The organism is Micromonospora sp. NPDC002296 (assembly GCF_040296145.1).
In the GTDB taxonomy this organism is placed as follows: domain Bacteria; phylum Actinomycetota; class Actinomycetes; order Mycobacteriales; family Micromonosporaceae; genus Micromonospora.
On record NZ_JBEOWQ010000002.1, the window covers coordinates 175,605 to 201,956 of the forward strand.

The 26,352-nt window shown below is 73.6% G+C and carries 20 protein-coding genes; 9 read left to right on the top strand and 11 right to left on the bottom strand.

Translation table 11 applies throughout. The annotated features are described in order from the left end of the window. Positions 1–15 precede the first annotated feature (15 nt). The gene (locus ABT023_RS02640; RefSeq protein ID WP_350881135.1) at positions 16–450 is read right to left on the bottom strand and encodes a DUF4307 domain-containing protein; all 435 of its coding nucleotides are present in this window, start codon (positions 448–450) and stop codon (positions 16–18) included. Between the two features lie 195 nt (positions 451–645). Here ABT023_RS02640 and mca point away from each other — a divergent pair, with 195 nt between their 5' ends. The 3 genes from mca (at position 646) to ABT023_RS02655 (ending at position 4,575) form a co-directional block, all read left to right on the top strand. Continuing rightward, the gene (gene mca, locus ABT023_RS02645) at positions 646–1,527 is read left to right on the top strand and encodes a mycothiol conjugate amidase Mca (protein ID WP_350880926.1); all 882 of its coding nucleotides are present in this window, start codon (positions 646–648) and stop codon (positions 1,525–1,527) included. A 48-nt stretch (positions 1,528–1,575) separates the two neighbouring features. Then, positions 1,576–1,857 carry a hypothetical protein gene (locus tag ABT023_RS02650; protein ID WP_350880928.1) on the top strand — a complete coding sequence of 94 codons (282 nt, stop codon included), beginning with the start codon at positions 1,576–1,578 and terminating at the stop codon, positions 1,855–1,857. Between the two features lie 228 nt (positions 1,858–2,085). Then, complete coding sequence (locus tag ABT023_RS02655) at positions 2,086–4,575, top strand: putative bifunctional diguanylate cyclase/phosphodiesterase (protein ID WP_350881137.1); 2,490 nt, start codon at positions 2,086–2,088, stop codon at positions 4,573–4,575. 32 nt (positions 4,576–4,607) lie between these two features. Here the strand turns inward: ABT023_RS02655 and ABT023_RS02660 are convergent, their stop codons facing one another. The 5 genes from ABT023_RS02660 to ABT023_RS02680 form a co-directional block, all read right to left on the bottom strand. Beyond that, positions 4,608–5,168, bottom strand: coding sequence for a GNAT family N-acetyltransferase (locus tag ABT023_RS02660; RefSeq protein ID WP_350880930.1), 561 nt, complete (start codon positions 5,166–5,168; stop codon positions 4,608–4,610). A gap of 70 nt (positions 5,169–5,238) precedes the next feature. Beyond that, positions 5,239–5,943, bottom strand: a complete 705-nt coding sequence (locus ABT023_RS02665; protein WP_350880932.1) for an NUDIX domain-containing protein — start codon at positions 5,941–5,943, stop codon at positions 5,239–5,241. 62 nt (positions 5,944–6,005) lie between these two features. After that, on the bottom strand, positions 6,006–6,830 hold the full coding sequence (locus ABT023_RS02670; protein ID WP_350880934.1) for a DUF5919 domain-containing protein: 825 nt from the start codon (positions 6,828–6,830) through the stop codon (positions 6,006–6,008). Beyond that, positions 6,827–7,744 carry a 5'-methylthioadenosine/S-adenosylhomocysteine nucleosidase family protein gene (locus tag ABT023_RS02675; protein WP_350880936.1) on the bottom strand — a complete coding sequence of 306 codons (918 nt, stop codon included), beginning with the start codon at positions 7,742–7,744 and terminating at the stop codon, positions 6,827–6,829. Before ABT023_RS02675 ends, ABT023_RS02670 begins: the two co-directional genes overlap by 4 nt. Next, positions 7,741–9,396, bottom strand: coding sequence for an AbeC-like domain-containing protein (locus ABT023_RS02680; protein ID WP_350880938.1), 1,656 nt, complete (start codon positions 9,394–9,396; stop codon positions 7,741–7,743). The genes ABT023_RS02675 and ABT023_RS02680 overlap by 4 nt, the downstream gene beginning before the upstream one ends. A gap of 246 nt (positions 9,397–9,642) precedes the next feature. Between ABT023_RS02680 and ABT023_RS02685 the strand changes: the two genes are divergently transcribed. The 3 genes from ABT023_RS02685 (at position 9,643) to purE (ending at position 13,444) form a co-directional block, all read left to right on the top strand. Further along, the gene (locus ABT023_RS02685; protein ID WP_350880940.1) at positions 9,643–11,682 is read left to right on the top strand and encodes a thioredoxin domain-containing protein; all 2,040 of its coding nucleotides are present in this window, start codon (positions 9,643–9,645) and stop codon (positions 11,680–11,682) included. Positions 11,683–11,751: 69 nt separating this feature from the next. Continuing rightward, positions 11,752–12,912, top strand: a complete 1,161-nt coding sequence (locus tag ABT023_RS02690; protein WP_350880941.1) for a 5-(carboxyamino)imidazole ribonucleotide synthase — start codon at positions 11,752–11,754, stop codon at positions 12,910–12,912. Between the two features lie 40 nt (positions 12,913–12,952). Next, a complete protein-coding gene (gene purE / locus ABT023_RS02695; protein ID WP_350880943.1) occupies positions 12,953–13,444 on the top strand; it encodes a 5-(carboxyamino)imidazole ribonucleotide mutase in 492 nt (163 codons plus the stop codon). Positions 13,445–13,507: 63 nt separating this feature from the next. Here purE and ABT023_RS02700 read toward each other — a convergent pair whose 3' ends face one another. From ABT023_RS02700 to ABT023_RS02715, 4 genes are all read right to left on the bottom strand, one after another. Next, positions 13,508–14,032 (bottom strand): RICIN domain-containing protein, encoded by a 525-nt coding sequence (locus ABT023_RS02700; RefSeq protein WP_350880945.1) that lies wholly within the window; start codon positions 14,030–14,032, stop codon positions 13,508–13,510. Between the two features lie 132 nt (positions 14,033–14,164). Beyond that, positions 14,165–14,662: an RICIN domain-containing protein gene (locus ABT023_RS02705; RefSeq protein ID WP_350880947.1), complete on the bottom strand. Its 498-nt coding sequence runs from the start codon at positions 14,660–14,662 to the stop codon at positions 14,165–14,167. Between the two features lie 354 nt (positions 14,663–15,016). Next, complete coding sequence (locus ABT023_RS02710) at positions 15,017–19,921, bottom strand: SCO7613 C-terminal domain-containing membrane protein (protein WP_350880949.1); 4,905 nt, start codon at positions 19,919–19,921, stop codon at positions 15,017–15,019. Between the two features lie 162 nt (positions 19,922–20,083). Continuing rightward, positions 20,084–21,508 carry a UDP-glucose dehydrogenase family protein gene (locus ABT023_RS02715; RefSeq protein WP_350880951.1) on the bottom strand — a complete coding sequence of 475 codons (1,425 nt, stop codon included), beginning with the start codon at positions 21,506–21,508 and terminating at the stop codon, positions 20,084–20,086. 245 nt (positions 21,509–21,753) lie between these two features. Here ABT023_RS02715 and ABT023_RS02720 point away from each other — a divergent pair, with 245 nt between their 5' ends. Continuing rightward, positions 21,754–22,917 carry an acyl-CoA dehydrogenase family protein gene (locus ABT023_RS02720; protein ID WP_350880953.1) on the top strand — a complete coding sequence of 388 codons (1,164 nt, stop codon included), beginning with the start codon at positions 21,754–21,756 and terminating at the stop codon, positions 22,915–22,917. Positions 22,918–22,944: 27 nt separating this feature from the next. Here ABT023_RS02720 and ABT023_RS02725 read toward each other — a convergent pair whose 3' ends face one another. After that, the gene (locus ABT023_RS02725) at positions 22,945–23,610 is read right to left on the bottom strand and encodes a hypothetical protein (RefSeq protein ID WP_350880955.1); all 666 of its coding nucleotides are present in this window, start codon (positions 23,608–23,610) and stop codon (positions 22,945–22,947) included. 23 nt (positions 23,611–23,633) lie between these two features. On the opposite strand from ABT023_RS02725, the gene ABT023_RS02730 reads away from it, so the two are divergent. Continuing rightward, positions 23,634–24,152, top strand: a complete 519-nt coding sequence (locus tag ABT023_RS02730) for an acyl-CoA thioesterase (protein ID WP_350880957.1) — start codon at positions 23,634–23,636, stop codon at positions 24,150–24,152. A gap of 168 nt (positions 24,153–24,320) precedes the next feature. After that, positions 24,321–26,309, top strand: a complete 1,989-nt coding sequence (locus tag ABT023_RS02735) for an acetoacetate--CoA ligase (RefSeq protein ID WP_350880959.1) — start codon at positions 24,321–24,323, stop codon at positions 26,307–26,309. The last annotated feature ends 43 nt before the right edge of the window (positions 26,310–26,352 follow it).

Here is a 26,352-nt window from a genome sequence, read left to right on the forward strand (position 1 = left end):
AGGTGTCCCGGCAGTTCAGCCGGCCGGTCGGCAGCGCACCACCTCGCCGATGAAGGGCCGGGCGCTGGTGGTCAGCCGGTGCCGGGCGGTCACCAGCGACGCGCCGGCGGGGGCGGTCACGGTCACCTCCTCGCGGGCCACCTCGGCGCCGTCGTGCGAGCGGGCCCGCAGCGCGCAGGTCGCCGAGCCGCCCGCCGGAACGGTCACCCGGAAGTCGACCACCACCTGGGAGTCGGTGATGTCGGTGTAGGTGATCACCTGGGCGTCGTAGTCGGGGTCGCCGTACTTGCCGTACTCGCTGAACGCGGCCACGCCGAGCGCCGCCGCCAGGGCGACGACGAGCAGGGCGACCAGCGCCGGGCGGTGGCGCGCGGGCTGGCGGCGGCGGCCGTAGCGGCCCGGTGGGAACACCGGCGCGCCGGAGGTGATTGTGGCGTGCGTCTCGGTCACCGGCGGGTATCTCCTGGCGTTGTTGTCGGCGGCATCGGCAAGAATGGCAGAGTCCATCTTCCCAGCCCGGCGCTGACTCACCGGACGAGTGCTGAGTCACCGATGATGAGTCGAGCGATGACGAGTCAAGGATGACAGGTCGGCCCGTGCCGTCGACAGGTCAGCGCCGGTGGGCACGAACGAGGAGCGCCGCAAGTGGCAGAGCAGCTGCGTCTCATGGCCGTCCATGCGCACCCCGACGACGAGTCGAGCAAGGGTGCCGCGACCATGGCGAAGTACGTGGCCGAGGGGGTGGACGTCCTGGTCGTGACGTGCACCGGCGGCGAGCGCGGCAGCGTGCTCAACCCGAAAATGGACCGGCCGGACGTCTGGGCCAACATCGGCGAGATTCGCCGCGCCGAGATGGACGCGGCCCGCGCGGTCCTCGGCGTCGATCAGGCGTGGCTCGGCTTCGTCGACTCGGGGCTGCCCGAGGGCGACCCGCTGCCGCCGCTGCCCGAGGGGTGTTTCGCCCTCCAGGACGTCGAGGTCGCCGCCGGCCCGCTGGTGCGGCTGATGCGCCAGTTCCGCCCGCACGTGGTCACCACGTACGACGAGGAGGGTGGCTACCCGCACCCCGACCACGTCATGACCCACAAGGTGACCGTCGCCGCCTTCGAGGCCGCCGGCGACCCGGCGCGCCACCCGGAGCTCGGTGAGCCCTGGCAGCCGCTCAAGCTCTACTACGACGTGGGGTTCTCCAAGGGCAAGATCCTGGCGCTGCACGAGGGCATCCTCGCCGCGGGCATCCCCTCGCCGTACGAGGAGTGGCTCAAGCGGTGGGATGACCGCCCCGACAAGGGCCCCCGGATCACCACCCGGGTCGAGTGTGCGGAGTACTTCCCGGTCCGCGACGACGCGCTGCGGGCCCACGCCACCCAGATCGACCCGGACGGCTTCTGGTTCCAGGTGCCGATGGAGCTCCAGCAGCGCGCCTGGCCGACGGAGGACTTCCAGCTCGCCCGCTCGGTGGTCGACAGCCCGCTGCCCGAGTCGGACCTCTTCGCCGGGGTGCGCGAGACGGCTCATGCCCGCTGATCCGGCGGCGGGTTACCCTGGTCACCAGCCGCACAACGGAGGAACGTCATGCTGACCGCTGCTCAGGTGCTCGCGGAGAACAACTTCGGTGACACCCGCACGGGTGGCCTCGCCGGTCCGATGGGCCTCTTCCTCATCCTGGTGCTGGCCGCCGCCACCGTGCTGCTGATCCGCAACATGAACGCCCGGCTGCGCCGGCTGCCCGACCGGTTCCCGGGGCCGGACGGCGTCGAAGCGGGCCGGGTCGAAGCGGGAGTCGTCGATCCGACAGACGGGACTGTGGGGCAGGAGTCACGCCCGAACGCTCCCAAGCGGCCCCAGCAGGGCTGAAACGTGTGATCCGCGCGTGATTCACGCCGAACCCGGCTGTCGCCCCCTGTTGCGGCCACCGGCTTTGGCTTAGCCTTCCGCCGGGGGACCAAAAGTCCCCGAGCGCGCGCGGGAGGGGGCACCGATGACCGGGTCAGCGACGGCTGCCCGCCGTGCCGTGCGACGACCTGCGGACGGGAGAGGTCGGTGACCTCCGGCAGGGCCGGCGGTCGGCTCGACCGGCTCGGCCTGCGCGGCACCCCGGGCCGGGTCCTGCTGCTGACGGCCGCCGTTGCCCTGACCGCCCTGGCGGCAGCGGTGGTCGGCCTCACCCTTCCGACGGGCCTGCCGGCCGACGACCCGCTCCCGGGGCCCGCCCGGTTCGGCATCGGCGTCGCGGCGTTCGCCGTGGCCCAGCTCGCCCGGCTGCGGTTCCGTGCCGGCTCCGGGATGGTCAGCATCACCTGGGGTGAGGCCGCGCTCATCGTCTGCCTCTACCTCGTGCCCGCCGGCTGGCTCCCGGCCGCCACGCTGCTCGGCGCGGGGGCGGCCTGGACGGGGCTGTCCCTGGCCGCCGACCGCCGGCCGCCGCTGGAGACCGTCCGTATCGCGACCTCGCTGACCGCCGCGACCGCCCTCGCCGTCACCGTCGCCACCGCCATCGGCACGCCCCTGCTGGCGGCCCCCACGCCGGAGCTGGCGCCGGCCCTGGTGGCCGGCTCGATGACGTACCTGCTCGTCAGCGCCTGGCTGGGCGGGGTCACCGTGGCGCTGCGGCACGGCGTGCCGCTGGGCCCGCCGTTGCTCGCCGCGCTGCGCGGCAAGCTGCTGATGTTCGTCGGGAACGTGGCCGTCGGCCTGGGCGTGGTGGCGCTGCTGGAGATCGACGCCCGCTGGCTGCTGCTGCTCCCGCCCGTACTCTGGCTGCTCCAGCAGACCTACCGGCACCGGCTCGGCGCCGACCAGGAGCGGCGCAGCTGGCGGGCCTTCGCCGAGGCCACCGCCGCGCTCAACCAGCTCGACGAGCGGGGCGTCGCCACCGCCGCGGTGACCGGCGCGCTGACCCTCTTCGGTGCCGAGCTGGTCGACGTGGACGTGGCCCGTGGCGACGGCCGGTGGCGGCGCTACCGGGGCGAAACCGGCGGCCAGGTGGTCGACCGGGAGATCGGCCCGCCCGCCCGATCCGGCCCCGACGCGCATGAGCTGGTCCGGTCGCTGACCGTCGGTGCCACCCGGGTCGGCGAGCTGCGGGTCCGCTTCCCCCGTACCGCGCCGCCCAGCGCCCGCGAGCAGGACGCCGTCGCCGCATTCTCCGACGCCCTCGCCGCCGCCCTGCACGACGCCGCCACCCACCGGGAGCTGCGGCTGGTCACCGCCCGATCGTCGTACGAGGCGGTGCACGACCCGCTCACCGGGCTGCTCAACCGGGCCGCCATGCTCGGCAAGGGCGACCAGGCGCTGCGGCAGCGCGCCCACGACCACCCGGTGGCGTTGCTGCTGCTCGACATCGACCAGTTCAAAGAGGTCAACGACACCCTCGGGCACGCCGCCGGCGACCAGCTGCTGCGGCTGAGCGCCAACCGGCTCGGCGCGCTGACCCGCTCGGGCGACCTGCTGGGCCGGCTCGGCGGCGACGAGTTCGCCATGCTGCTGACCAACGTCCCGGTGCTCGGCGGCCGGACCGCCCCGATGGCGTACGCGCTGCGCCAGGCCAGGGAGATCGCCGAGCGGTTGGCCGCCCCCACCGAGGTGGCCGGGGTGCGGATGTCCGTCGAGGTCTCCGTCGGGGTGGTGGTCGCCGACGCGGGCACCGCCGACATGACCGAGCTGCTGCGCCGGGCCGACATCGCGATGTACCAGGCCAAGGAGGGCGGCGGCAGCGTCGCCGCGTACGACAGCTCCCGGGACGCCGCGAGCACCGACCAGCTCGCGCTGCTCGCGGAGCTGCGGGAGGCGCTGGCCACCGACGACCAGCTCGTGCTGGCCCTCCAGCCGGCGGTGGACCTGGCCACCGGCGCGCCGACCGGGGTGGAGGCGCTGATCCGCTGGCGGCACCCCCGCCGTGGGTGGCTCGGCCCGACCGACTTCATCCGCCCGGTGGAGAACAGCGAGCAGCTCGGCACGTTCACCCGGTACGTGCTGGACAAGGCGCTCGGGGTGGCCGCCGACTGGGCCCGCGCGGGTCTGGACGTGCCGATCTCGGTCAACCTGTCGGCCCGCAGCCTGCTCGACCCCCGGCTGCCGGCGGAGATCGGCGAGGCGCTGCGCCGACACCAGGTCCCGCCGCGCCGGCTGGTGCTGGAGATCACCGAGACCGTGGTGATGAGCGAGCTGGAGATCATCGACGAGGTGCTCGCCACGCTCCGGTCGATGGGCGTGCAGCTCGCGGTGGACGACTTCGGCACCGGGTTCTCGTCGCTGGCGTTCGTGACCCGGATCGCCGTGGACGAGCTGAAGGTCGACCGGTCTTTCGTGATCCGGATGGCTGACTCGCCGGAGGCGGCGGCGATCGTCCGGGCGACCGTCGGGCTCGCCCACGAGCTCGGCCTGCGGGTGGTCGCCGAGGGCGTGGAGACCGCCGAGCAGCGGCTGGCGCTGGCCGAGCTGGGCTGCACGGCGGCCCAGGGGTACCACTTCTTCAAGCCGATGCCGGCCGACAAGATCGGCGCGGTGCTCGGGTCACTGCTGAACACCGCCCGGCCGAAGGTTCTCCCGCTGCGCGCCGACGGCGCCTCCTGAGGGGTTACCCAACCAACGTTCAAAGGCGAGCACTAGTCATCCAACGGCGGAATTGAGCCCTCAAGGGCGAAGATGACCTTGGTCTTCTGCTCACCATCCTCCAGCGTCTCGATGCGGGTGCCGACGTACTGGAAGTGACACTTCTCCGCCACCCTGATCGATGCGCTGTTTTCGTCGTCCGCCTCAAGGCCCAGCCGCTTGACCCGAAGGTCGGACAACGCCCAGCGCGCCAGCAGCCGTACGGCCCTTGGGGCGACACCCTGTCCACGGTTCTCAGGGAACACGCTGTACGCGACCGTGGCGACGTCATCGCTTTGGAACTGAAGGTTGATGATCCCAACGGGCTCGTCGGTCACAGCGTCCACGATCACCAACGGGGCACCCCTGCCGCTTCGCCATGCCTCATCGGTTCGGGCCAAGCTCGTGCGTCGCGCCTCCCCGCTCATCGGCTCGTCGTCCAGCCACCGACGGGTTTCGGAGTCGTGGCTTGCTGCGGCGATCGCGTCAAGGTCGGAAGTCTGCCGAAGCCGCAAGGCGACAGTGCCGTCTGTGAGCCGGCGAGCCGGAGGTTCTGTCGGTGCGGAACGGACCATGAAGGTTCATGTTACGGCGAGCCGCCGAGCTGAGCCAGCCGCGGCGAGGCCGTGGTGGGGATGCGGGGGTCTACTGTCGACCGGTGCCGGGGCGCAGCATCGCCGGGTGGAGCATGGTCGCGTCGCCGCGCCGGTACAGCGCCGCCGGCCGGCCGGTGGGCGGGTTGCGCCGCTCCCCGGTGGGCACCACGAACCCGCTCACCCCGGTGACCTTGCGGTGGAAGTTGCGCGGGTCGAGGTCCACCTGCCAGACGGCCTCGTAGACCGCGCGCAACTCGCCGATGGTGAACGTCTCGCCGCAGAACGCCGTGGCCAGGGGCGAGTACTCCAGCTTGGCCCGGGCCCGTTCGAGCGCGTCGGCCAGGATGGTGTCGTGGTCGAAGGCGAGCCAGCCGTCGCCCAGCCGCTCGTGGTCGATCGGCTCCCACCGGGCCCGGGCCGCGTCGGTGCCGGCCACCGGCACCGGCAGATCCGGGGCGATGGCCAGGTACGCGACCGAGGCGACCGCGCCGCGCGGATCCCGCCCCGGCATGGCGTACGTGCGGACCTGCTCCAGGTGCAGCGCCCGGCCGTCGAGCCCGGTCTCCTCGGAGAGTTCCCGTACCGCCGTGCCGTCCAGGTCCTCGCCGTCCCGGACGAAGCCGCCGGGCAGCGCGGCCCGACCCTCGAACGGTGACTTGCCGCGTTCGATGAGCAGGACCGCCAGCTGACCGTCACGGATCGTGAGGATCGCCAGGTCGATGGCGATGTGGAAGTCGGTCGGCCGGTCGGACACACCGGAAGGGTATCGGCCCTGCCTACGGGCGCCGGATGGGCGTCGACCAGGTGAGGAGCGGGTCATTCCCGGGCCTGGCCGCTGGCCCAGATCCGGTCGAACTCCCGGGCGAAGTGCCGATACCACACCGGGTCGCGGTCGGGGCGGAGCGTGACCGTCGCCTCGCGCCCGTCCGGTCGGTGCGAGTAGATGTCGACCGAGATCCGCCCGGTCGGCTGCTCGGGGTCGACCAGCATCATGCCGAAGGCGGGGACGAAGCGCAGCAGCCGGACCTCCAGTCGCCCGGCGCCGGCCGTCTGCGCCGCCAGGTAGTCCAACAGGTCGATGGTGGGCTGGATGCGGTGCTCGAAGACCTCGCGACCGCCCTCGACGTCCAGACCGTTGCGGCGGGCCGCCTCGTCGGGCGCCGGGCCGGCCGGATCGATGAGCGCGATCCGCACCGTTCCGCCGGCGGCCAACTGCTGCCGGAGCTCGTCCAGGTGACTGCGGACCGTCCGGTTCAGGGTCACCCCGACCAGCCGGATGTCCCGCGCGCCGGCCAGCCCGGCCGCCGCGCCCGGCACGGCGGTGCTGATCAGCCGGTCCATCGACTCGACCCCGTCCGCGCGGAGGTTGCCGGCCAGCGTGCGCAGGGCGGACTCGACACGCCGCAGCCGCCGACGTCCGGTCAGCAGGTCGAAGGTGATCACGCCGAGAACGGCCAGGGTGGTGGCGGCGACCACCTCCGGGCTGGTCACATCGAGCAGGCTGAGCGCGCCGACGACCAGCGCCGCACCGGAGACGAGGTATGCCTCCAGATCCCGGCCGGTCAGCCTGCCCCGCAGGGCCGCCCTCCTGGGGGCGTCCGGGGCCGCTCCGGTCCGCCGCGGGGCGTCGACGCCGGTCACCGCTCGTCCTCGACCAGGCGCAGGTACGGCAGGAGCCGTGCCGTGACCAGTGCGGCGTGCCGGGCCGCCAGCGCGTGGTCGGTGTGCCCCTTGTGCCGGTCGGCGCGGTCCGAGATGCCCCGGACGGTCATCCAGCCGCGCAGCGCCCGGTCGTCGGCGATCTCCTCGTAGCACGCCTGGGCCACCCCGCCCGCCTCGGTCTCCACGGCCAGGGTCTTCTCGTGCACCTCGGCCAGCCAGGCCCGGACGTTCGATCCGGCGTCGGTCACCACCGCGTTGCCCGAGCCGACCGGTCCCCGGTGGATGCGGAACTCCCCGCCCGACTCGGGACGGACGACCTTGCCGTGCCGGACCAGGAAGTCGCTCACCCGGTGCCGCAGCACCGGCGCGGTCGCCTGGATCCGCCCCCGGCGGCGGGGGCCGTCCCCGGTCTCCCGACGGCTGTCGTACCAGATCACCTCGTCGGCGAGGACCACGTCGCCGACCGCCACGTCCGCGTGGACCCCACCGGCGATGCCGACCAGCAGGACGAGCGGCGGCGCGAAGCGTCGGCGGAGCTGCTGGTAGGCGAGCGCGGCGGAGTGCGTGCCGGGTTCGAGGGCCTGGGCGGCGACCACCCGGACCGGGCCGCCCTCGGCGGCGAAGGTGGCCCGGTGCACCGTGGCGCCCCCGTACACCTGCTCGACCCGGTGGTCGTGCGCCCGGCTCAGCACGTCGACCACCGCCGCCATCTCCTCCCGCAGCACGGTGAGGATCCCGACGTCGGTGGGCCGGTCAGCCCGACCACCGCCGGCCCCGAGGGTCGCCCGTGCGGCGGCCGGGTGGTTGTGCTGTGCGGCGTGGATGTCACCACCGACCGAGATGGTGCCGCCAGTGACCTGTAGACCGATGTTGTGGGCCTGGTACGTGTTCATCGTTCCGTTCCCCTCCGCGGGCGGGCGGTGTTCGTCTGGGTGCTCTTCAGATCGCCGTGCACGGTGAGGCTCCCGCCGGAGACGACCGTGCCTGCGTTGAGCAGCGTCGTGGCCCGCTGGCGGTACTCGCTGGTGTCCACCCCGCGGCTTTCCAAGAAGTCGAGCGTGGCGGCGAGCACCCGGCGCTCGATGATCCGCTGGTGCTTGTCGATCTCCTGGGTCTGGAGGTGGTGGCGGGTGTCACCGGCCATCCCGAGTTCCCGGACGCTCACCCGCGCCCCGCGGTCGTACCCGGGTCGGGGTGGCCCGCCGGCCAGGAACCAGGATGAGTTCACCAGGGCGTCCAGCCCGGCCCGGAGGAGGTTGAGCGGGGCACGACCGATGATGACGGGCGCATCGAGCAGCCCTCGGGCCCCGGCCCGCAGGAAGGCCGCCGGGCCGGTCCCGCCGACCTGGTCGACCACCCGGTACCGCTCGTCGCAGGGCGGCAGCGCGGTCGAGGTGAGCTCCATGTAGAGCGACCTGCCCTGGACCGCCACGTGCACGTAGACCGTGGCGACCAGCTCACCGCGCCAGGAGACCACCTGGCAGACCAGGAAGTGCCGGGCCGGCGCGGTGGGGTTGCGGATGACCGTCGGGAAGTGGGCGGGATCGGTGTACGGGACGAGGTGCGCGACCTCGGTGCCGGCGAGCAGGATCCGGTCGGCGACGGTCAGCCCGGGGAGCTGCTCCTCGGGTTCCCGCCCGTAGGCCAGCGCGTTGAGTTCGTCCCGCAGGTGGGCGACCAGCTCGACGGCGCTGAAGGGTGCGGTGGAGAACTCCCGTTCCGACTCGGCGGCCACGCCGGTCAGGGGGTCGCCGGCGCGGACCAGTCGCTCGGCGAAACCCCAGTTCTTCAGCACGATGCCGGAGCCGACGAACGGGTGGTATCCGGAGAAGACGATGGTGTTGCCGCTCTCCTGCCGCCGGATCTCGTCGAACCGGCGGGAGCGGGCCGGCACGGGCGGCGTCCGGCCGGGGGCGAACTGTTCGAGCTGGTGCTGGTGTATGAGGTTCGCCACGAACGGCGGCGCGAACGTGAGCGCCAGCAGCGTCATGAGGATCTCCAGGGGGAGGTCCACGTAGTAGATCCCTGTCATGTCCAGTGCGGTGAGCAGGGCTATCGGCATGCTGAGCAGGCTGAACGCGACCATGGCCCCGAGGACGCGGAACAGGAAGGCCATCGAACGGCCGATGATGATGCCGACGTTGGCGGAGCCGCCCCGGCGCAACTCCCGCGCGATCTCCCGGATCCCCCGCTGAGTGGAGGTGAGCAGATACAGCGAGATCAGCAGCCCGATGGTGAAGATCATCGCCGTCACGGACACGCAGGTCGCGAACAGCAGCATCCCGATGATCGCCATGTCCCGCAGGACGGCGATCCGGCGGGCCTGTAGGCACTGCCCGAGCACGGCGACCAGGTCGAAGCCGTACGACGGGGCGACCAGGCGCGCCCGCTGGTGGTAGACCTCGGCAAGGCTGGCGCGCTGGAAGTCCTCGTCCAGGTACGCCCCGGCGCAGAGGTGCCGGGTGGCGTTGGAGGCGACCGGCGGTGGGAAGTGGGGCGGGGCCGGCGGGGCCGCTGTCGGGCCGGTCGGCGCGTGATTGGTCATGGTGCTCCGTCCGTGGACAGTCGTGGCCCGGGGGAGGGGCCGGGGTGGTGTACGGGGAAGGCGGCCGGTCGCGGCCTTCGGCTCCCGCGGACCCGACGCCCGCAGCGGCCGAACCTGTTTACGTTAGTTTGACGATAAGTCGACGGTAGGCGTGAAGCCGGTTCATGTCAATATGACGATTAGTCGCATCGGCCGTCCTCGGAGGACCGGGGTGCCGCCGCACCGCGGGCTGGATATGGTCGTCCGGTGAACCGACTCGCCAGCGCCACCAGCCCGTACCTCCTCCAGCACGCCGACAACCCGGTGGACTGGTGGCCGTGGTGCGACGAGGCGTTCGCCGAGGCGAAGCGGCGCGACGTGCCGGTGCTGATCTCGGTCGGCTACGCGGCCTGCCACTGGTGCCACGTGATGGCCCACGAGTCGTTCGAGGACGCCGGCGTCGGGAAGCTGCTCAACGACGGCTTCGTGGCGATCAAGGTGGACCGCGAGGAGCGGCCGGACGTGGACGCCGTCTACATGACCGCGACCCAGGCGATGACCGGGCAGGGCGGCTGGCCGATGACGGTCTTCGCCACCCCGGACGGCACCCCGTTCTTCTGCGGCACGTACTTCCCCAAGGCGAACTTCGTCCGGCTGCTGGAGTCGGTCGGCACCGCCTGGCGGGAGCAGCGCGAGGCCGTGCTCCGGCAGGGCTCAGCCGTGGTCGAGGCGATCGGCGGGGCGCAGGCCGTCGGCGGGCCGACCGCCCCGCTCACCGCCGAACTGCTCGACGACGCCGCCGCCCAGCTCACGAGGGAGTACGACCGGAGCAACGGTGGCTTCGGCGGCGCACCGAAGTTCCCGCCGCACATGAACCTGCTCTTCCTGCTGCGTCACCACCAGCGCACCGGCTCCGCCGAGAGCCTGGAGATCGCCCGGCACACCGCCGAGGCGATGGCCCGGGGCGGCATCAACGACCAGCTCGCCGGCGGCTTCGCCCGGTACTCGGTCGACGGGCACTGGACCGTGCCGCACTTCGAGAAGATGCTCTACGACAACGCCCTGCTGCTGCGGGTCTACACCCAGCTCTGGCGGCTCACCGGCGACCCGCTGGCCGCCCGGGTGGCCCGGGACGTCGCCCGGTTCCTCGCCGACGAGCTGCACCGCCCCGGCGAGGGCTTCGCCTCCGCGCTCGACGCCGACACCGAGGGCGTCGAGGGGCTCACCTACGCCTGGACCCCGGCCCAGCTCGTCGAGGTGCTGGGTGAGGAGGACGGCCGCTGGGCCGCCGACCTCTTCGCGGTCACCGAGTCCGGCACCTTCGAACACGGGATGAGCGTGCTGCGGCTGGCCCGGGACGTCGACGACGCCGATCCGGCGGTGCGCGGCCGGTGGCAGGACGTCGTCCGGCGGCTGCTGGCCGCCCGGGACAACCGCCCCCAGCCCGCCCGCGACGACAAGGTGGTGGCCGCCTGGAACGGCCTGGCGATCACCGCGATCGCCGAGTTCGTCCGCCTCGTCGAGGCGCAGGGGGCGGCCGGCGGGGACGAGGCCGCCGCCAACCTGCTGGAGGGCGTCACCATCGTCGCCGACGGCGCGATGCGGGACGCCGCCGAGCACCTGGCCACCGTGCACCTGGTCGACGGCCGGCTGCGCCGGGTCTCCCGGGACGGGGTGGTCGGCGCGCCGGCCGGGGTGCTGGAGGACTACGGCTGCGTGGCCGAGGCGTTCTGCGCGATGCACCAGGTCACCGGCGAGGGGCGTTGGCTGGAGCTGGCCGGCGGGCTCCTGGACACCGCGCTGGCCCGGTTCGTCGCCCCGGGCGGCGGGTTCTACGACACCGCCGACGACGCCGAGCAGCTCGTCACCCGGCCGGCCGATCCGACCGACAACGCCACCCCGTCCGGCCGGTCGGCGATCGTCGCCGCCCTGGTCGCGTACGCGGCCCTGACCGGGGAGAACCGGTACCGGGAGGCCGCCGAGGCCGCCCTCGCCACGGTCGCCCCGATCGTCGCCCGGCACGCCCGGTTCACCGGGTACGCGGCCACCGTCGGGGAGGCGCTGCTCTCCGGCCCGTACGAGATCGCCGTGGTGACCGACGACCCGGCCGGCGACCCGCTCGTCGCCGCCGCGTACCGGCACGCCCCGCCCGGCGCGGTGGTCGTCGCGGGCCGCCCGGACCAGCCCGGGGTGCCGCTGCTGGCCGACCGGCCGCTGGTCGACGGCCGACCCACCGCGTACGTCTGTCGGGGTTTTGTCTGCCAGCGCCCGGTCACCACGGTCGAGGACCTCCGCGCCCAGTTGTGAGGGCCGCCCCGACCGCCCCGGACCTCGGCCCGGGGCGGTCGGGACGCCGCCGCTAGGCTGGCGGGCGAGATGGATACCCGAACCGGTCTGCCTGTTGTCGGCATGGTGGGGGGCGGCCAGCTGGCCCGGATGACCCACCAGGCCTCGATCGCCCTCGGTCAGTCGCTGCGCGTGCTCGCGCAGGCCCCGGACGACGGCGCGGCCCTGGTCGCCGCCGACGTCCGGTACGGCGACCACACCGACCTCGCCGCCCTGCGCGCCTTCGCCGAGGGCTGCGACGTGGTCACCTTCGACCACGAGCACGTGCCGACGGAGCACATCCGCGCCCTCGCGGCCGAGGGGGTGAAGCTCTTCCCGCCGGCCGATGCGCTGCTGCACGCGCAGGACAAGCGGATCATGCGGGAGCGCCTCGCCGACCTGGGCGCACCGAACCCGGTGTGGTGCCCGGTGGCCGAGCCCGCCGACCTGGTTGCCTTCGGCGAGGCCCAGGGCTGGCCGGTGGTGCTGAAGGCGGCCCGGGGCGGGTACGACGGCCGGGGCGTCTGGCTGGTCGACGACGCCGCGCAGGCCGCCGAGCTGGCCGCCACCCTGCTCGCCGGGGGGACCAGCCTGATCGTCGAGGAGCGGGTGGCGCTGCGCCGGGAACTGGCCGTGCAGGTGGCCCGTTCGCCGTTCGGGCAGGTCGCCGCGTACCCGGTGGTGGAGACGGTGCAGGTCGACGGGATCTGCGTCGAGGTGCTCGCCCCCGCGCCGGGCCTGGACGAGGAGCAGGCCGTCGCCGCCCAGCAGCTCGCCATCGACCTGGCCACCGCGCTCGGCGTGGTCGGCCTGCTCGCGGTGGAGCTGTTCGAGACGCCGGCCGGGCTGGTGGTCAACGAGCTGGCCATGCGCCCGCACAACTCGGGTCACTGGACGATCGAGGGGGCCCGGACCTCGCAGTTCGAGCAGCACCTGCGGGCCGTGCTGGACTACCCGATGGGGGACACCGCGCTGACCGCCCCGGTGGTGGTGATGGCGAACGTGCTCGGCGGCGAGCCGGGCGGGATGTCGATCGACGAGCGGCTGCACCACCTCTTCGCCGCCGAGCCGGGCGCGAAGGTCCACCTGTACGGCAAGCAGGTGCGCCCCGGCCGCAAGATCGGCCACGTCACGGTGCTCGGCGCCGACCTGGACGACGTACGGGCGCGGGCCGTCCGGGCCGCCCGCTGGCTCCGCGAGGGCCACCAGTGAGCCTGCGACCCCCGCAGTCGTCGACGAGAGGCGGACCAGCATGAGCACCGTCGGGTTGATCATGGGCAGCGACTCGGACTGGCCGACCATGAAGGCCGCCGCCGAGACCCTGGCCGAGTTCGGGGTCGGCTACGAGGTCGGCGTGGTCTCCGCCCACCGCACCCCCGGCAAGATGATCGAGTACGGCCGCACCGCCGCCGACCGGGGGCTCAAGGTGATCATCGCGGGGGCCGGTGGGGCCGCCCACCTGCCCGGCATGGTCGCGTCCGTCACCCCGCTGCCGGTGATCGGCGTGCCGGTGCCGCTGAAGTACCTCGACGGGATGGACTCGTTGCTGTCCATCGTCCAGATGCCGGCCGGCGTGCCGGTGGCCGCCGTGTCGATCGGCAACGCCCGCAACGCCGGGCTGCTCGCCGTCCGCATCCTGGCCGCCGCCGACGATGAGCTGCGGGCGCGCATGGTCGCCTACCAGGAGAGCCTGGAGGAGTTGGTCGCCGAGAAGGAGGCCGCCCTGCACGCCTCGCTGGGCTGACCGTTAACGGCCCGCGACACTCAGCCCGGCGCGTGGTCGCGGCCGGGCTGGGTGCGCGTTTCGCTAGATGCTGGCGTTCCAGGTGGTGAAGACCAGCTGACTGCCGCCACCGCAGACCGCCTGGTAGACCTTCTCCTTGTACACCAGGCTGTACACGCCCGCGCACATCCCGCTGTGCAGGGCCATCAGGTACCCGGTGCCCGACGAGTAGGACCACTGCTGGTTCGGCACGTCCATGCAGATGTACTGCTGGACGACCGCACCGAGCGAGGTGCTGGTGCCGCGGACGTCGAGGCATTTCTGGCTGGCCACGTTACGCAGTTGGCCGAAACCGGCGTACGCGCCGGGTAGGTACTCCCACTGCTGGTTGACGCCACCGTTGCAGTTGTACTGCTGGACCTGCAGCTTGTTCTCGGTGGAACCGCCGGGCACGTCCAGGCACATTCCGCTCGCTCGGTTGACGATGCTCACGCCGGCCAGCGAGGCGGACTCCTTCGCGGACGCCGGCGCCGAGCCACCAATTGCGCCCAGGGCTGTGGTGAGGATGGCGACGACGGCGACGGTCAGGCTACGTCTGAAATTGGACATGGCGCTCCTCTGCGGGCTGTTCGGGGTTTTCGCTGGAGCCATTCCTGGATGAGGGCGTCTGAATTCCGGGATGGTCGTCGGTGCGCCCTGTTCTCGGGTGTGAAGAATGGTGGGGCGGTGCATCTGCCTGGGTCAGAGGTATGCGTCCCAGAACACGTACCCCCAGGTGCAGACGCCCTGTTCGATCCCCGTCTTGTACGCCAGGCTCACCGCGCGGGCGCAGCCGCCGCTGTGCAGTACCTGCAGGTTTCCGGTGCTGGTGAAGGTCCACTGCTGATTGGTTCCGCTGATGCAGGTGTACTGCTGGATCACGGCACCGGGGGAGGGGGACTCATCGCGGACGTCGAGGCATTTCTGGCTGGCGATGTTGCGTAGCTGGCCGTAGCCGGCGTACGGGCCCGGGATGTACTCCCACTGCTGGTTGGCGCCGCCGTTGCAGTGATACTGCTGGACAGCCTTCTTGTTTTCGGTGGTCCCGCCCGGAACGTCCAGGCACATTCCGCTGACCCGGTTGACGATGGCGGTGTAGACCGGCGCGGCGGAAGCGGGAGAGGTGTTGACGAGGATGCCGGCCGTGGCGGTGGCGAGAGCAAGGCTGGCCGCCAGGAAAGTCCGTTTGATTCGGCTCATGGGGCTCCTTTCGCAGGCGCGTCTGCAAGGTGGCCTGCATATTGACGTTCGCCAAACTCTTGGCGGATAGGAAATTAGCATGGCCGCAACACTCACCGCAAGTAGTCGCAATATTTACCGCGTGTCAGGTTGACTGTTTGTGGGGGGTCTGTCGGTGAACTCCCCGATGCGGTGTCATCCCGGCCGAATTCTCGCCTGCCGGGCATTGCGTCGATTCCTGTCAAGAATTGCACTCGTCCTGGTCCGCAGCTTTTCTGATGAAGGGCGGTGCTCTGTGGCCGTTTCGGGCCAGTTGTTCCAGCACCGACGGGGCCGGCAGCGGGCGGGCGTCGGATCGGTGGCCTCTTATGCGCCTCAGCGCATGCCGCGCAGCGCCGTCTGAAGGCGCTCCTGGGCGCGGCGTCGGCGCTCGTTGCTCGCACCGAGGACCAGCAGGACCAGCCCGGCCGGGATCAGCACCAGCCACGGGCCGAGGCTGAACAGCGCGTGTATCGCCGCGATGGCGGTGACGGCCGCCCCGACGATCACCGGGGCCTGCTGCTGGCTGGTGGTGCCGAAGATCAACACCGCCACCGCGCCGAGCAGCAGCAGCACCTGGCGCAGCATGTTGGAGTCGGTTGCCAGCACGATCGCCAGGGTCGGCACGAACGCGGCGACCAGCGCCGGCCCGTACGCCACCCAGCTCGACAGGTCAGGCCGGTGCCGCAGCTCCAGCACCCCCACCAGCAGGGCCAGCGCCGCGAACGGCAGCGTGTACGCCTCCGGCAGCGCCACGTCGGCGACCCGCATCAGGATCCACCAGGCGACGATCTCGCAGAACACCACCGCCCAGAACAGGATCTGCCGCTCCACCGGCCGACGGCCCGGCCGGGCGGCGGCCACCCCGAGCACGGCGCCCCAGGCGGCCAGCAGCGCGGCGATGTGCCGGGGCGAGTCGAAGGCCAGCGCCAGGGCGATCAGCGCGGCGGCGTACCCGCTCCACTCCACCGTGGCCGCCTCGCGCTGCGCCTCGGGGCGGCGCAGCCGGGGCAGGGTCGCGGCGAACACCTGTAGGGCCGCCCCGACCGCCAGCACCCCGAACGCGGACCAGACCGCGGCCAGCCCGGCCACCAGGCCGGCGACGAGGACGAACAACTGCGCCATCAGCGAGGCGAACAACCAGCCCAGGATGCGGGCCCGCTGGGTGGTGCCGTACAGGGCGGCGACGATGCCGACGCCCATCGCCCCGCCCAGGGTGAACAGGGTCAGCTCCCGGGTGGCCAGGCTGCCGAGCAGCCCCGCCCCGCCGCCGGCCAGCCCGATGACGAAGACCAGCACCCGGGCGGTGCGCAGCGACCGGGCCCGCTCCGCCAGGGGCGGAGGCGGGGTGAGCGCCAGCCCCAGCATCGAGATGGTGAACACCGACAGCGCCGCAAGCGTGCTCACCGGCCAGCCGTGCCCCAGGGCGATCGGGGTGATCAGCAGGGTCATCGCCGCGCCGGGCAGCACCACCGGCACGGCCCGGGACCGTTGCCCGCCGCTGAACCCGACGGCGGCCAGCGCCGCGGTCGCGGTGAGCAGCAGCGCGGTCAGCACGTGCGCCGGGTCGACCGCGCCGGCGGGCGGGACGATCAGCTCCGGCGGCGGCCCCTGCCACACCCGGCCCAGCGACCGGTACGGCTCGACCAGCGCCACCACCAGCGTGGGGGCGAGCGAGGCCACGGCCAGCGCGGTCGGCAGCGCTGCGGCGGCCAGCGCCCCGGCAGCCGGGCTGACCCGCCAGCGCGCCACCGCCGGATCGTCGTCGGGCGCCCGGCGCAGGGCGCCGTCGAGCAGCACCGACCAGCGCCGGACCGGCTGGGCCGAGCCGGCCGGCGGGACGGTGGCGGCGCGGACCAGCTCGGCGAGCACCCCGAGCAGCGCGCCCGCCGCCGCGTACACGCCGGCGGGCAGGCCGGTCACGATCGCGGCGACCGCGCTGACCGTCGCGCCGCCCACCACGGCCGCACTGGCGTACGGGAGGTACTGCGGCACCTGCCGGCGGACCGCGGCGATCGCGGCCAGGCCCAGGCTGGACGCGGCCAGCGCGGCGGTCAGCACCACCTCGGGCGACCGGCCGAACTCGACGGCCAGGGCGGCCACCGCGCCGGGCAACGCGAGCAGCGCGGCCCCGGCGGCGGCCCCACCGACCTGCACCAGGTGCGGCGGCATCCCCTCGGTGTCGACGTCCTCGACCAGCGGGGCGGCGAACACCCGAGCAAGGGTGGCCACGACGACGCCGAGCAGCGCGATGCCGCCCAGCGCCAGCGCGGTCGTCCACGGCCGGACCAGACCGGCGCCGGCCGCGTGCAGGGCGACGGCCCCGGCCACGGTGGCCCGGGACAGCCCGGCGCGCGGGTCGATCGAGGCCGCCGCGGCCGTGCCGAAGGCCGTGGCGACGGCCAGGCCGACCAGCACCGGCGACCACCAGGGCAGGTCGAAGGCGGCCGGCGTCCCGATGGTGGCCAGGACGGCGGCGACGCCGGAGACGTCGTACTTCCAGGGGGCCGGCAGCAGCACCCCGGCCGCGACGCCGAGCAGCGCCAACGCGACGGGCGCCTGCCAGGTGGACCCGCCGACCGGCGCGGCCGGCCACCCGGACAGGTCGCCGGCCCAGATCGGGCCCGGGGTGGCCAGCACGCCCCACCCGCCACGCAGCGCGCTCCAGCCGGCGAGCAGCCCGATCAGGGTGCCGCCGACGGCGAGCCCGAGGATCGGCCCGCGCCGCCACTGTTCGGGCATCGCCCGGGCCGCGACGGCGACCACCGCCACCAGCGCGGCGGCGACCACGAGCTGCCCGTCGGGGGTGAGCACCGCCCCGATCCGTACCAGGGTGGCGATCAGCGCCGCGGTGACGGCGGCGGCGGCCAGGTCGGAGCCGTCCATGGCCAGGTCGGAGCGGCGGCCCGCGTCGATCGACGGGGCCAGGAAGACCAGCACCCCGGCCACGAACAGCAGCCCGCCCACCCAGGCGTCCGCGACGGTGGCCCCGGGCGCTCCGAACGCGGCGGCGGTCACCGCCAGCGCCCCGAGGCCGGTGCCCATGGCCAGCGGCGCCGGGATGTGCCGCTCGGACACCTGCACCATGGCGGCGTACCCGAGGGTGACGCAGACCGCCAGGAAGCTCGCCGCCAGCACCGGAACGGTGGCCTCGCGCAGGCTCGCCGGGGTCGGCGTCGGGTCGGTCGGCATGGTCGCGGCGACGAACGCGGCGACCGCCCCGGGTAGGGCGAACGCCGCGCCGCCGGCGGCCCAGGCGGAGACGACGCCTGCCGTGGCGGGGGTGATCCGAATCCGGGGCGCCACCGCGACCAGCGCGCCGGCCAGGAAGAGGGCGAGCAGCACGGCGGCGGTCAGCGCCGGCCGGGCCAGCCCGGCGCCCGCACCGAGCAGGCCCACCACGGCCGCGGCGACCGCGTGCACCGTGGCGGCCCGCGTCGTGCCGGCGGTGAGCCCGGCCGCGCCGATGCCGATCGCGACCAGCACCATCGGCCACGGCGCAGCCATCCAGCCCAGGCCGAACGACGCCGGCACGGCGAGCGCCGTCAGCGCCGCCCCGACCACCGCGAACTCGCGGCGGATCTCCGGTGGCAGGGCCAGCACCGCGGCGACGGTGAGCAGGAAGGCGCTGGCGGCGAGCTGCCAGGCCGCCGGCCCGACCGAGGCGGCCAGCTCGGCCGGGTAGCGGGCGAGGTCCGCCGCCCAGGCCGGGAGGGCGGCCCGCGCCGGGGCCAGTCCGGCGCGCAGCGCGCCGCCGGCCACCACCAGTCCGCTGACCGTGAGCGCCGCGGCCGAGGCGAGCTGCGGCCCACGCCGGGCGGCTTCGGGTACGGCCCGCACGGCCAGCCCGGTGAGGGTGATGACGGCGGCGATCAGCAGCAGGGCCCGGCCGGGGAAGGCCACCGAGGCGACCCGGCCCAGCGCGCCGATCACCGCGAGGGTGAGGATGCCGGCGGCCACGTCGGGCAGCGGCGGGCGGCGCAGCACCAGCGCCCCGCCCAGCCCCACCAGCGCGGCCAGCAGCAGCACCGCCCCCGCCCCGGCCGCCGCCGGCACCGTGCCGGCGCGCAGCAGCGCGGTCACCGCGTACGCGAGGGCCAGCGCCACCGCCACGGCGTGCAGCAGCCAGGTCAGCGCGCCCAGCGCCGGGACCGGGCGGGCCGGCGCGGCGGCGAACGGCGTGCCTGCGGTGCCGTCGAGCACCTCGCCGAACTCCTCCGGGGCGCCCTCCGGCCGGCCGTCCTCGGTGGGGCGGCGGGGCGGCGGGGCGGCCGACGCGGCCGGGGGCGTCGGCAGGTCCTCGCGCACCGGTCGCTCGACGGTGACCGGGGAGCGGGCCAGCACCAGGTCCACGACGGCGACCACGGTCAGCACCAGCGCCCAGCCGGCCGGCCCGGTGACCCACTCGTGGGCCAGCAGCGGCAGCACCGGCTGCGCGGCCAGCACGGCGGCGAAGCGGGGGGCGCGCAGCCCCGTCCAGAGCGCGTAGCCGAACCCGGCGGCGGCGGTGACGGCGAAGATCACCCCGGCGAAGACTGCCCCGGACACGCCCCCGCCGCCGATCCGGTCCACCGCCCACAGCGCGTACCCGGCCAGCGGCACCAGCAGCAGGCCGACGGCGGCGATCGTCTCGGCGGTCGAGGTGAGCCCGCGCCGGGCCAGCACCGGCGGGGCGAGCAGCAGCAGCACCGTCGCGACGAGCAGGATGCCCAGCCGGGACAGGGCGCTTATCGAGCTGGTGGCCAGCGCGGCGAAGACCACTGCGGCCACGGCGAGCAGCAGCGCGCCCAGGCCGAGGGGGATGTTCTGCACCTCCCGCGAGGACGCCTCCGGCGGGTGCTCGGGGTTGTCGGCGTCCAGCCAGCGGGCCGCCGATGGCGGCGAGTCCTCCGACCCGGGCGGCGCGGCGCCCTGCCGTGGCACCCGGGGTGGCGCGCCGGCGGCGGTGGGTGGGCGGCGACCGGGCCGGCGGCGCAGCACCCGCCGGGGGCGGGCGGCCTGCTTGGTCCGCTCCTCACCGGCGTGCGTGAGGATGTCCCGCTGGAAGAGCGCGGCCTGCATCTTCGCGGCGATCTGCCGCTGCTCGGCGGCGATGGCGGCCTCGCGGGCCTTCATCTCCGCGATCGAGCGCTCGACGTCCGCCAGGTGCCCGGCCCACTGGGGCTGGTGCGCGCCGCAGTGCGGGCACTTGGCGGCCGGCTTGATCTCCCGGCCGCACGAGGAGCACTGAAAGGTCTGCACGACACCCCTCCACCCGCCGGCCCGCACTGTGGACTCCCACTGTCGCAGCATGCCCTGAGCCGGCGCGGATTTCGACACCTGTCGGCGGGTCGACGGTGACGAACAGCGGACGGCCGGCCGCGGCGGGGCGCCGTGGCCGGCCGTCGCCGGTGTCGAGGTGGATCAGGGGCGGCCCATGCCCCGGTACTCCCAGCCGGCCTGCGTCCACAGTGTCGAGTCGAGGCAGTTGCGGCCGTCGACCACCCGACGGCCGGCGACCAGCTCGCCGAGGGCCACCGGGTCGGCGTTGCGGAAGTCGGCCCACTCGGTGAGCACGCAGACCAGGTCCGCCCCGGTCACCGCGTCGGACATGCTGGACTCGTACGTCAGCTCGGGGGCCACCCGGCGGGCGTTCTCGGTGCCCTGCGGGTCGTACACGTGCACGTCCGCCCCGGCCTTGCCGAGCAGCCCGGCGACGGCGAGCGCCGGGGCGTCGCGTACGTCGTCGGTGTTGGGCTTGAAGGTCGCGCCGAGCACGGCGACCCGGGTGCCGGACAGGTCCGGGCCGGCCGGCCCGGAGCGGCGGCCGAGCAGCTCGGCGGCGAGCCCGACGACCCGGGTACGGCGACGCAGGTTGATCAGGTCGACCTCGTGCAGGAAGCGCAGTGCCTCGCCGGCGCCCAGCTCCTGGGCGCGGGCCTGGAAGGCGCGGATGTCCTTGGGCAGGCAGGCCCCGCCGAAGCCGAGGCCGGCCTGGAGGAACCGGTTGCCGATCCGGGGGTCGTACCCGATGGCGCGGGCGAGCTGGGTGACGTCGCCGCCGGAGGCCTCGCAGACCTCGGCCATCGCGTTGATGAACGAGATCTTGGTGGCCAGGAAGGCGTTCGCGGCGACCTTGACCAGCTCGGCGGTGGCGAAGTCGGTGGCCACCAGCGGGACCTCCCGGTCCTCCGTGGCGGCCAGGTCGAAGACGCCCTTGTGGGCGGCGTAGAGCATGCCGTTGGCCCACTCGCTCTTGACGCCCACCACGATCCGGTTGGGACGTAGCACGTCGTCGACGGCGAAGCCCTCCTGGAGGAACTCCGGGCTCCACGCCACCTCGACCCCGAGGTCGGCCGGGGTGTGCTTGCCGACGAGCTGCTCCACCCACTCGGCGGTGCCCACCGGGACGGTGGACTTGCCGACGATCAGTGCCTTGCGGGTGAGGTGCTGGGCCAGGCTGGTCACCGACGCCTCGACGTACGACAGGTCCGCGCCCATCCCGTCGGCCCGCTGCGGGGTCCCGACGCAGATGAAGTGCACGTCGCCGAAATCGGCGGTCTCGGCGATGTCGGTGCTGAACCGCAGCCGGCCGGCGGCCAGGTTGCGCCGCAGCAGTTCGTCGAGGCCGGGTTCGTGGATAGGCACCTCGCCGGCGTTCAGCTTGGCGATCTTCTCCGCGTCGACGTCGAAGCCGAGCACCTCGTAGCCGAGTTCGGCGTAGCAGATGGCGTACGTCGCACCGAGGTACCCGGTGCCGAGGAAGGTGACCCGGGGGCGGGCCGAGCCCGACGGCGGTGTCACCGCGGCGATGGCCGGCATCGGTTGGTTCGGGTACGGGATCGTCACGCCTGTCTTCTCCGCTCGCGCTGGCGGCGCTTCCTCGCGTCGCATTCGGCTGCGGCGCCGGGCCGGGCACCGAAGGGAATTGTGTCGTTTTGTGCGCGCCGTGCCGCATCGACGTTTCCGTCAGGCCCGAGCCTACGCGGCGGTAAGGATCACCCGAGCGCTGGTCGCTATCCTTCAGTCTGCGCGGTCGGCGGTTCCGAGACGCTACAGACTGCGCATGATAGCGGTGAAGGGGAGGGGCCGACATGGCCGCAGAGCAGTCGTTTGACGTCTACCGGTTGCCCGAGGAACACGGGGCGATCCGCGAGGCGGTGCGCGAGGTCTGTGCCGCGAAGGTGGCGCCGCACGCCGCCGAGGCGGACGAGACGGGCGAGTTCCCGAAGGCGTCCTACGACGCGCTCCGCTCGGCCGACTTCCACGCGCCGCACATCCCCGTCGAGTACGGCGGGGCCGGCGCGGATGCCCTGGCCACGGCCGTCGTGATCGAGGAGGTGGCCCGGGCCTGTGCCTCGTCCTCGCTGATCCCGGCGGTGAACAAGCTGGGCACCCTGCCGCTGATCCTGGCCGGCTCCGAGGAGCTCAAGCGCAGGTACCTCACCCCGGTCGCCGCCGGGGACGCGATGTTCTCGTACTGCCTCTCCGAGCCGGAGGCCGGCAGCGACGCGGCCTCGATGACCACCAGGGCGGTCCGCGACGGCGACCACTGGGTGCTCAACGGGGTGAAGCGGTGGATCACCAACGCGGGCGTCTCGGAGTACTACACGGTGTTCGCCGTGACGGACCCCACAGCGCGGTCGAGGGGCATCTCGGCGTTCGTCGTCGAGAAGTCCGACCCGGGGGTCAGCTTCGGCGCCCCGGAGAAGAAGCTCGGCATCAAGGGCTCGCCGACCCGCGAGGTCTACTTCGACAACGTCCGCATCCCGGCCGACCGGATGATCGGCGCCGAGGGCACCGGCTTCGGCACCGCGATGAGGACCCTGGACCACACCAGGGTCACCATCGCCGCGCAGGCCGTCGGCATCGCCCAGGGCGCGCTCGACTACGCCAAGGGGTACGTGCGCGAGCGCAAGCAGTTCGGCAAGCCGGTCGCCGAGTTCCAGGGCATCCAGTTCATGCTCGCCGACATGGGCATGAAGCTGGAGGCGGCCCGGCAGCTCACGTACACGGCCGCGGGCAAGTCCGAGCGGGGCGACGCCGACCTGACCTATTTCGGCGCGGCGGCCAAGTGTTTCGCCTCGGACGCCGCCATGGAGATCACCACCGACGCGGTGCAGCTCCTCGGCGGCTACGGCTACACCCGCGACTACCCGGTCGAGCGGATGATGCGGGATGCCAAGATCACCCAGATCTACGAGGGCACCAACCAGGTGCAGCGCATCGTGATGGCCCGCCAGCTCCTCCGCGACTGACCACCACGGCCCCCGAGCCCGGCCCGCCTAGCGGAGTTCCGTGGTGGTGTCCTCCGAGCGGTTCGTCGAGCGCGGTGGCGCCGACCACGGCGACTCCCCGCCGGTGCGGCGGGGCAGCGGCTCGGGCGGGGCCGGGTCCGGGTAGCCGAGGCTGGGCGCGACGGTGTCCCGATCCGGGCCGCTGCCGGTCGACGGCGGCCAGTCGGTGAGCGTGAAGCTGTTCTCGTCCGGCCGCTCCGCCGGGGCGGGCGCGGGCTCGGTCGCCGGGCGGGGCCAGCGCCGCCAGCGCTGCCCGCTGAACGTCGCCATCAGCAGCAGCGCGCCGATCAGGAAGAGGGTGCCGTTCTGCACCGGCAGGTGCAGCGGCAGCGGGTCGCCGAGGACCTTCCAATCCTCCGGGAGCCGGTCGCGCACCTTGAACGGCACGGCGAACAGCCCGACGTACGGGGCGACCAGCAGCAGCCCGGCGACCAGCGGGCCGAGCGGCGAGAAGCGCAGGGTGCCGAGCAGGCCGAGCAGGATCCCGGCGACGGCCAGGTAGACGGCCGGCTCGATCAGATTGGCCGTGTTGAACGTGCCGATCTCCACCCACCGGGTGATCGTGCGGGCCGACCCGTCCTGCCCGAGGGTGACCAGCACCCAGGTGACGGGCGCCACCACCAGACCGGCGAGGAAGCTCCAGAGATGTCGCATTGGCGCACCGTACCGTCTCCGGCATGACAGATCATCCCTCCGCCCCGCCGCAGGGCAAGCCCACCTCGTACTCCCGGGTCACGCTCAGTCGGATCATGACCGCCGTCGATGTCAATCTGTACGGGACCGTGCACGGAGGGGTGTTGATGAAGTTCGTCGACGACGTGGCGGGCGCGGCGGCGGCCCGGCACAGCGGCGGCACGGCGGTGACCGCCGCGATCGACGAGATCATCTTCTCCGAGGCGGTCCGGGTGGGTGACCTGGTGCACGCGCACGCCCAGGTCAACTGGACCGGGCAGACGTCGATGGAGGTGGGCGTCCGGGTGGTCGCCGAGCGCTGGGACTCGGCCGAGGATGAACCGGTCCGGGTCGCCACCGCGTACCTGGTCTTCGTGGGGGTGGACGTGGGCGGCATGCCCCGCCCGGTCCGCCCGGTGCTGCCGGAGACCCCGGAGGACGGGCGCCGCTACCGGGAGGCGGAGATCCGCCGCGCCCACCGGCTCGCGAAGCGCCGCGCCATCCAGGCGCACCGGGAGAGCTGACCGCGCTCCGTTGGGGCGTGGGCCACACCGGGCTGGGCAGCGGGGTGTGGGCCGGGCGCCCCGGCGCCGGGACCGGACCCGGTGCGGGCAGCGACGCCGCGAGGTAGGGCAAGATGGCGCCAGGGCCCATGTCACAAGGTGGTGCGGGGCCCGGAGGAGGGTGGAGCAGTGGGTGACGTGCTGTGGACGCCGCCGGCGGACGTGCGCGAGCGGTCCCGGATCGGCGACTACCTGCGCTGGCTGGCCGAGCACCGCGGGCTGGAGTTCGCCGACTACGACGCGCTGTGGCAGTGGTCGGTCACCGACCTCGACGCGTTCTGGCGCTCCGTCTGGGACCACTTCGGCGTCGTCGCGCACACCGAGCCGACGGCCACGCTGACCGACCCGGCGATGCCGGGCACCCGCTGGTTCCCCGGGGCCACCCTCAACTACGCCGAGAACGTGCTGCGGATGCCGGGGCTGGGCGACGACGACCCGGTGGTGATCGCGTACGGCCAGACCCGCGCGCCGGAGACCCTGACCGCCGCCGAGCTGCGCGAGCGGGTCCGCCGGGTGGCGGCCGGGCTGCGCCGGCTCGGCGTCGGCCCGGGCGACCGGGTGGCCGCGTACGCGCCCAACATCCCCGAGACGTACGTGCTGCTGCTGGCCACCGCCGGCCTCGGCGCGGTCTTCTCGTCCTGCGCCCCCGAGTTCGGCACCCGCAGCGTCACCGACCGGTGGCGGCAGATCGAGCCGAAGGTCCTCGTCGCCGTCGACGGCTACCGCTACGGCGACAAGCCGGTCGACCGGCGTGCCGAGGTGGCCGCGATCCGGGCCGCCCTGCCGTCGCTGGAGCACACCGTCGCGATCGCGTACCTCGACCCGGCCGGCGACCCGCCGCAGGGGGCGATCCCGTGGGCCGAGCTGGCCGCGCCGACCGACGAGCCGCTGGCCTTCGTCCCGGTGCCGTTCGACCACCCCCTGTACGTGCTCTACTCCTCCGGCACCACCGGGCTGCCCAAGCCGATCGTGCACGGCCACGGCGGCATCCTGCTGGAACACCTGAAGATGCTCGCCCTGCACCACGACCTGGGCCCGGGCGACCGGTTCCTGTGGTTCACCACCACCGGCTGGATGATGTGGAACTTCCTGGTCTCCGGGCCGGCGGTGGGCGCGGCGATCGTGCTGTTCGACGGCAACCCCGGCCACCCCGACCTGGGCGGGCTGTGGCGGCTGGCCGAGGTGACCGGCACCACGTACTTCGGCACCTCCGCGCCGTTCCTGCTGGCCTGCCGGAAGGCCGGACTGGTGCCGAGGGAGATCGCCGACCTGTCCGCGCTGCGCGGGGTCGGCTCGACCGGCGCGCCGCTGCCCGCCGAGGGCTTCACCTGGGTGTACGAGACAGTCGGTGACGCCCTCCAGCTCCAGTCCCTCTCCGGCGGCACGGACGTCTGCACCGGCTTCGTCGGCGGGGTGCCGCTGCTGCCGGTGCACGCCGGGGAGATCACCTGCCGGGCCCTCGGGGCGAAGGTGGAGGCCCGCTCCGCCGACGGCACCCCGGTCGTCGGCGAGCTGGGCGAGCTGGTCATCACCGCGCCGATGCCGAGCATGCCGGTCGGGTTCTGGAACGACCCGGACGGCGCCCGCTACCGGGAGGCGTACTTCGACGTCTACCCGGGGGTGTGGCGGCACGGCGACTGGATCACCATCAACGACCGGGGCGGCTGCGTGATCACCGGCCGCTCCGACGCCACCCTCAACCGGGGTGGCGTCCGGCTCGGCACCGCCGAGTTCTACTCCGTCGTCGAGGGCCTGGACGAGGTCGTCGACTCGGTGGTGGTGCACCTGGAGGACGACGAGGGCGGCGCGGGGGAGCTGCTGCTGTTCGTGGTGCTCGCCGGGGGCCTGGAGCTGGACGACGACCTGCGCAGGAAGATCTGCCGCGAGCTGCGCACCGCGCTCTCGCCCCGGCACGTCCCCGACGAGATCCACCAGGTGCGGGCCGTCCCGCGCACCCTGTCGGCGAAGAAGCTGGAGGTCCCGGTGAAGAAGATCCTCACCGGCACCCCGGTCGACAACGCGGCGGCCAGGGGCGCCCTGGCCAACCCGGAGTCCCTGACGGCCTTCGCCGCCTTCGCCCAGCGTCGCTCGGAGTCGGGCTCCCCGACCCCCGCCTGACCCCGTCGATCATTCAGGGCCCCGCGAAACCGGCGTATGCCGA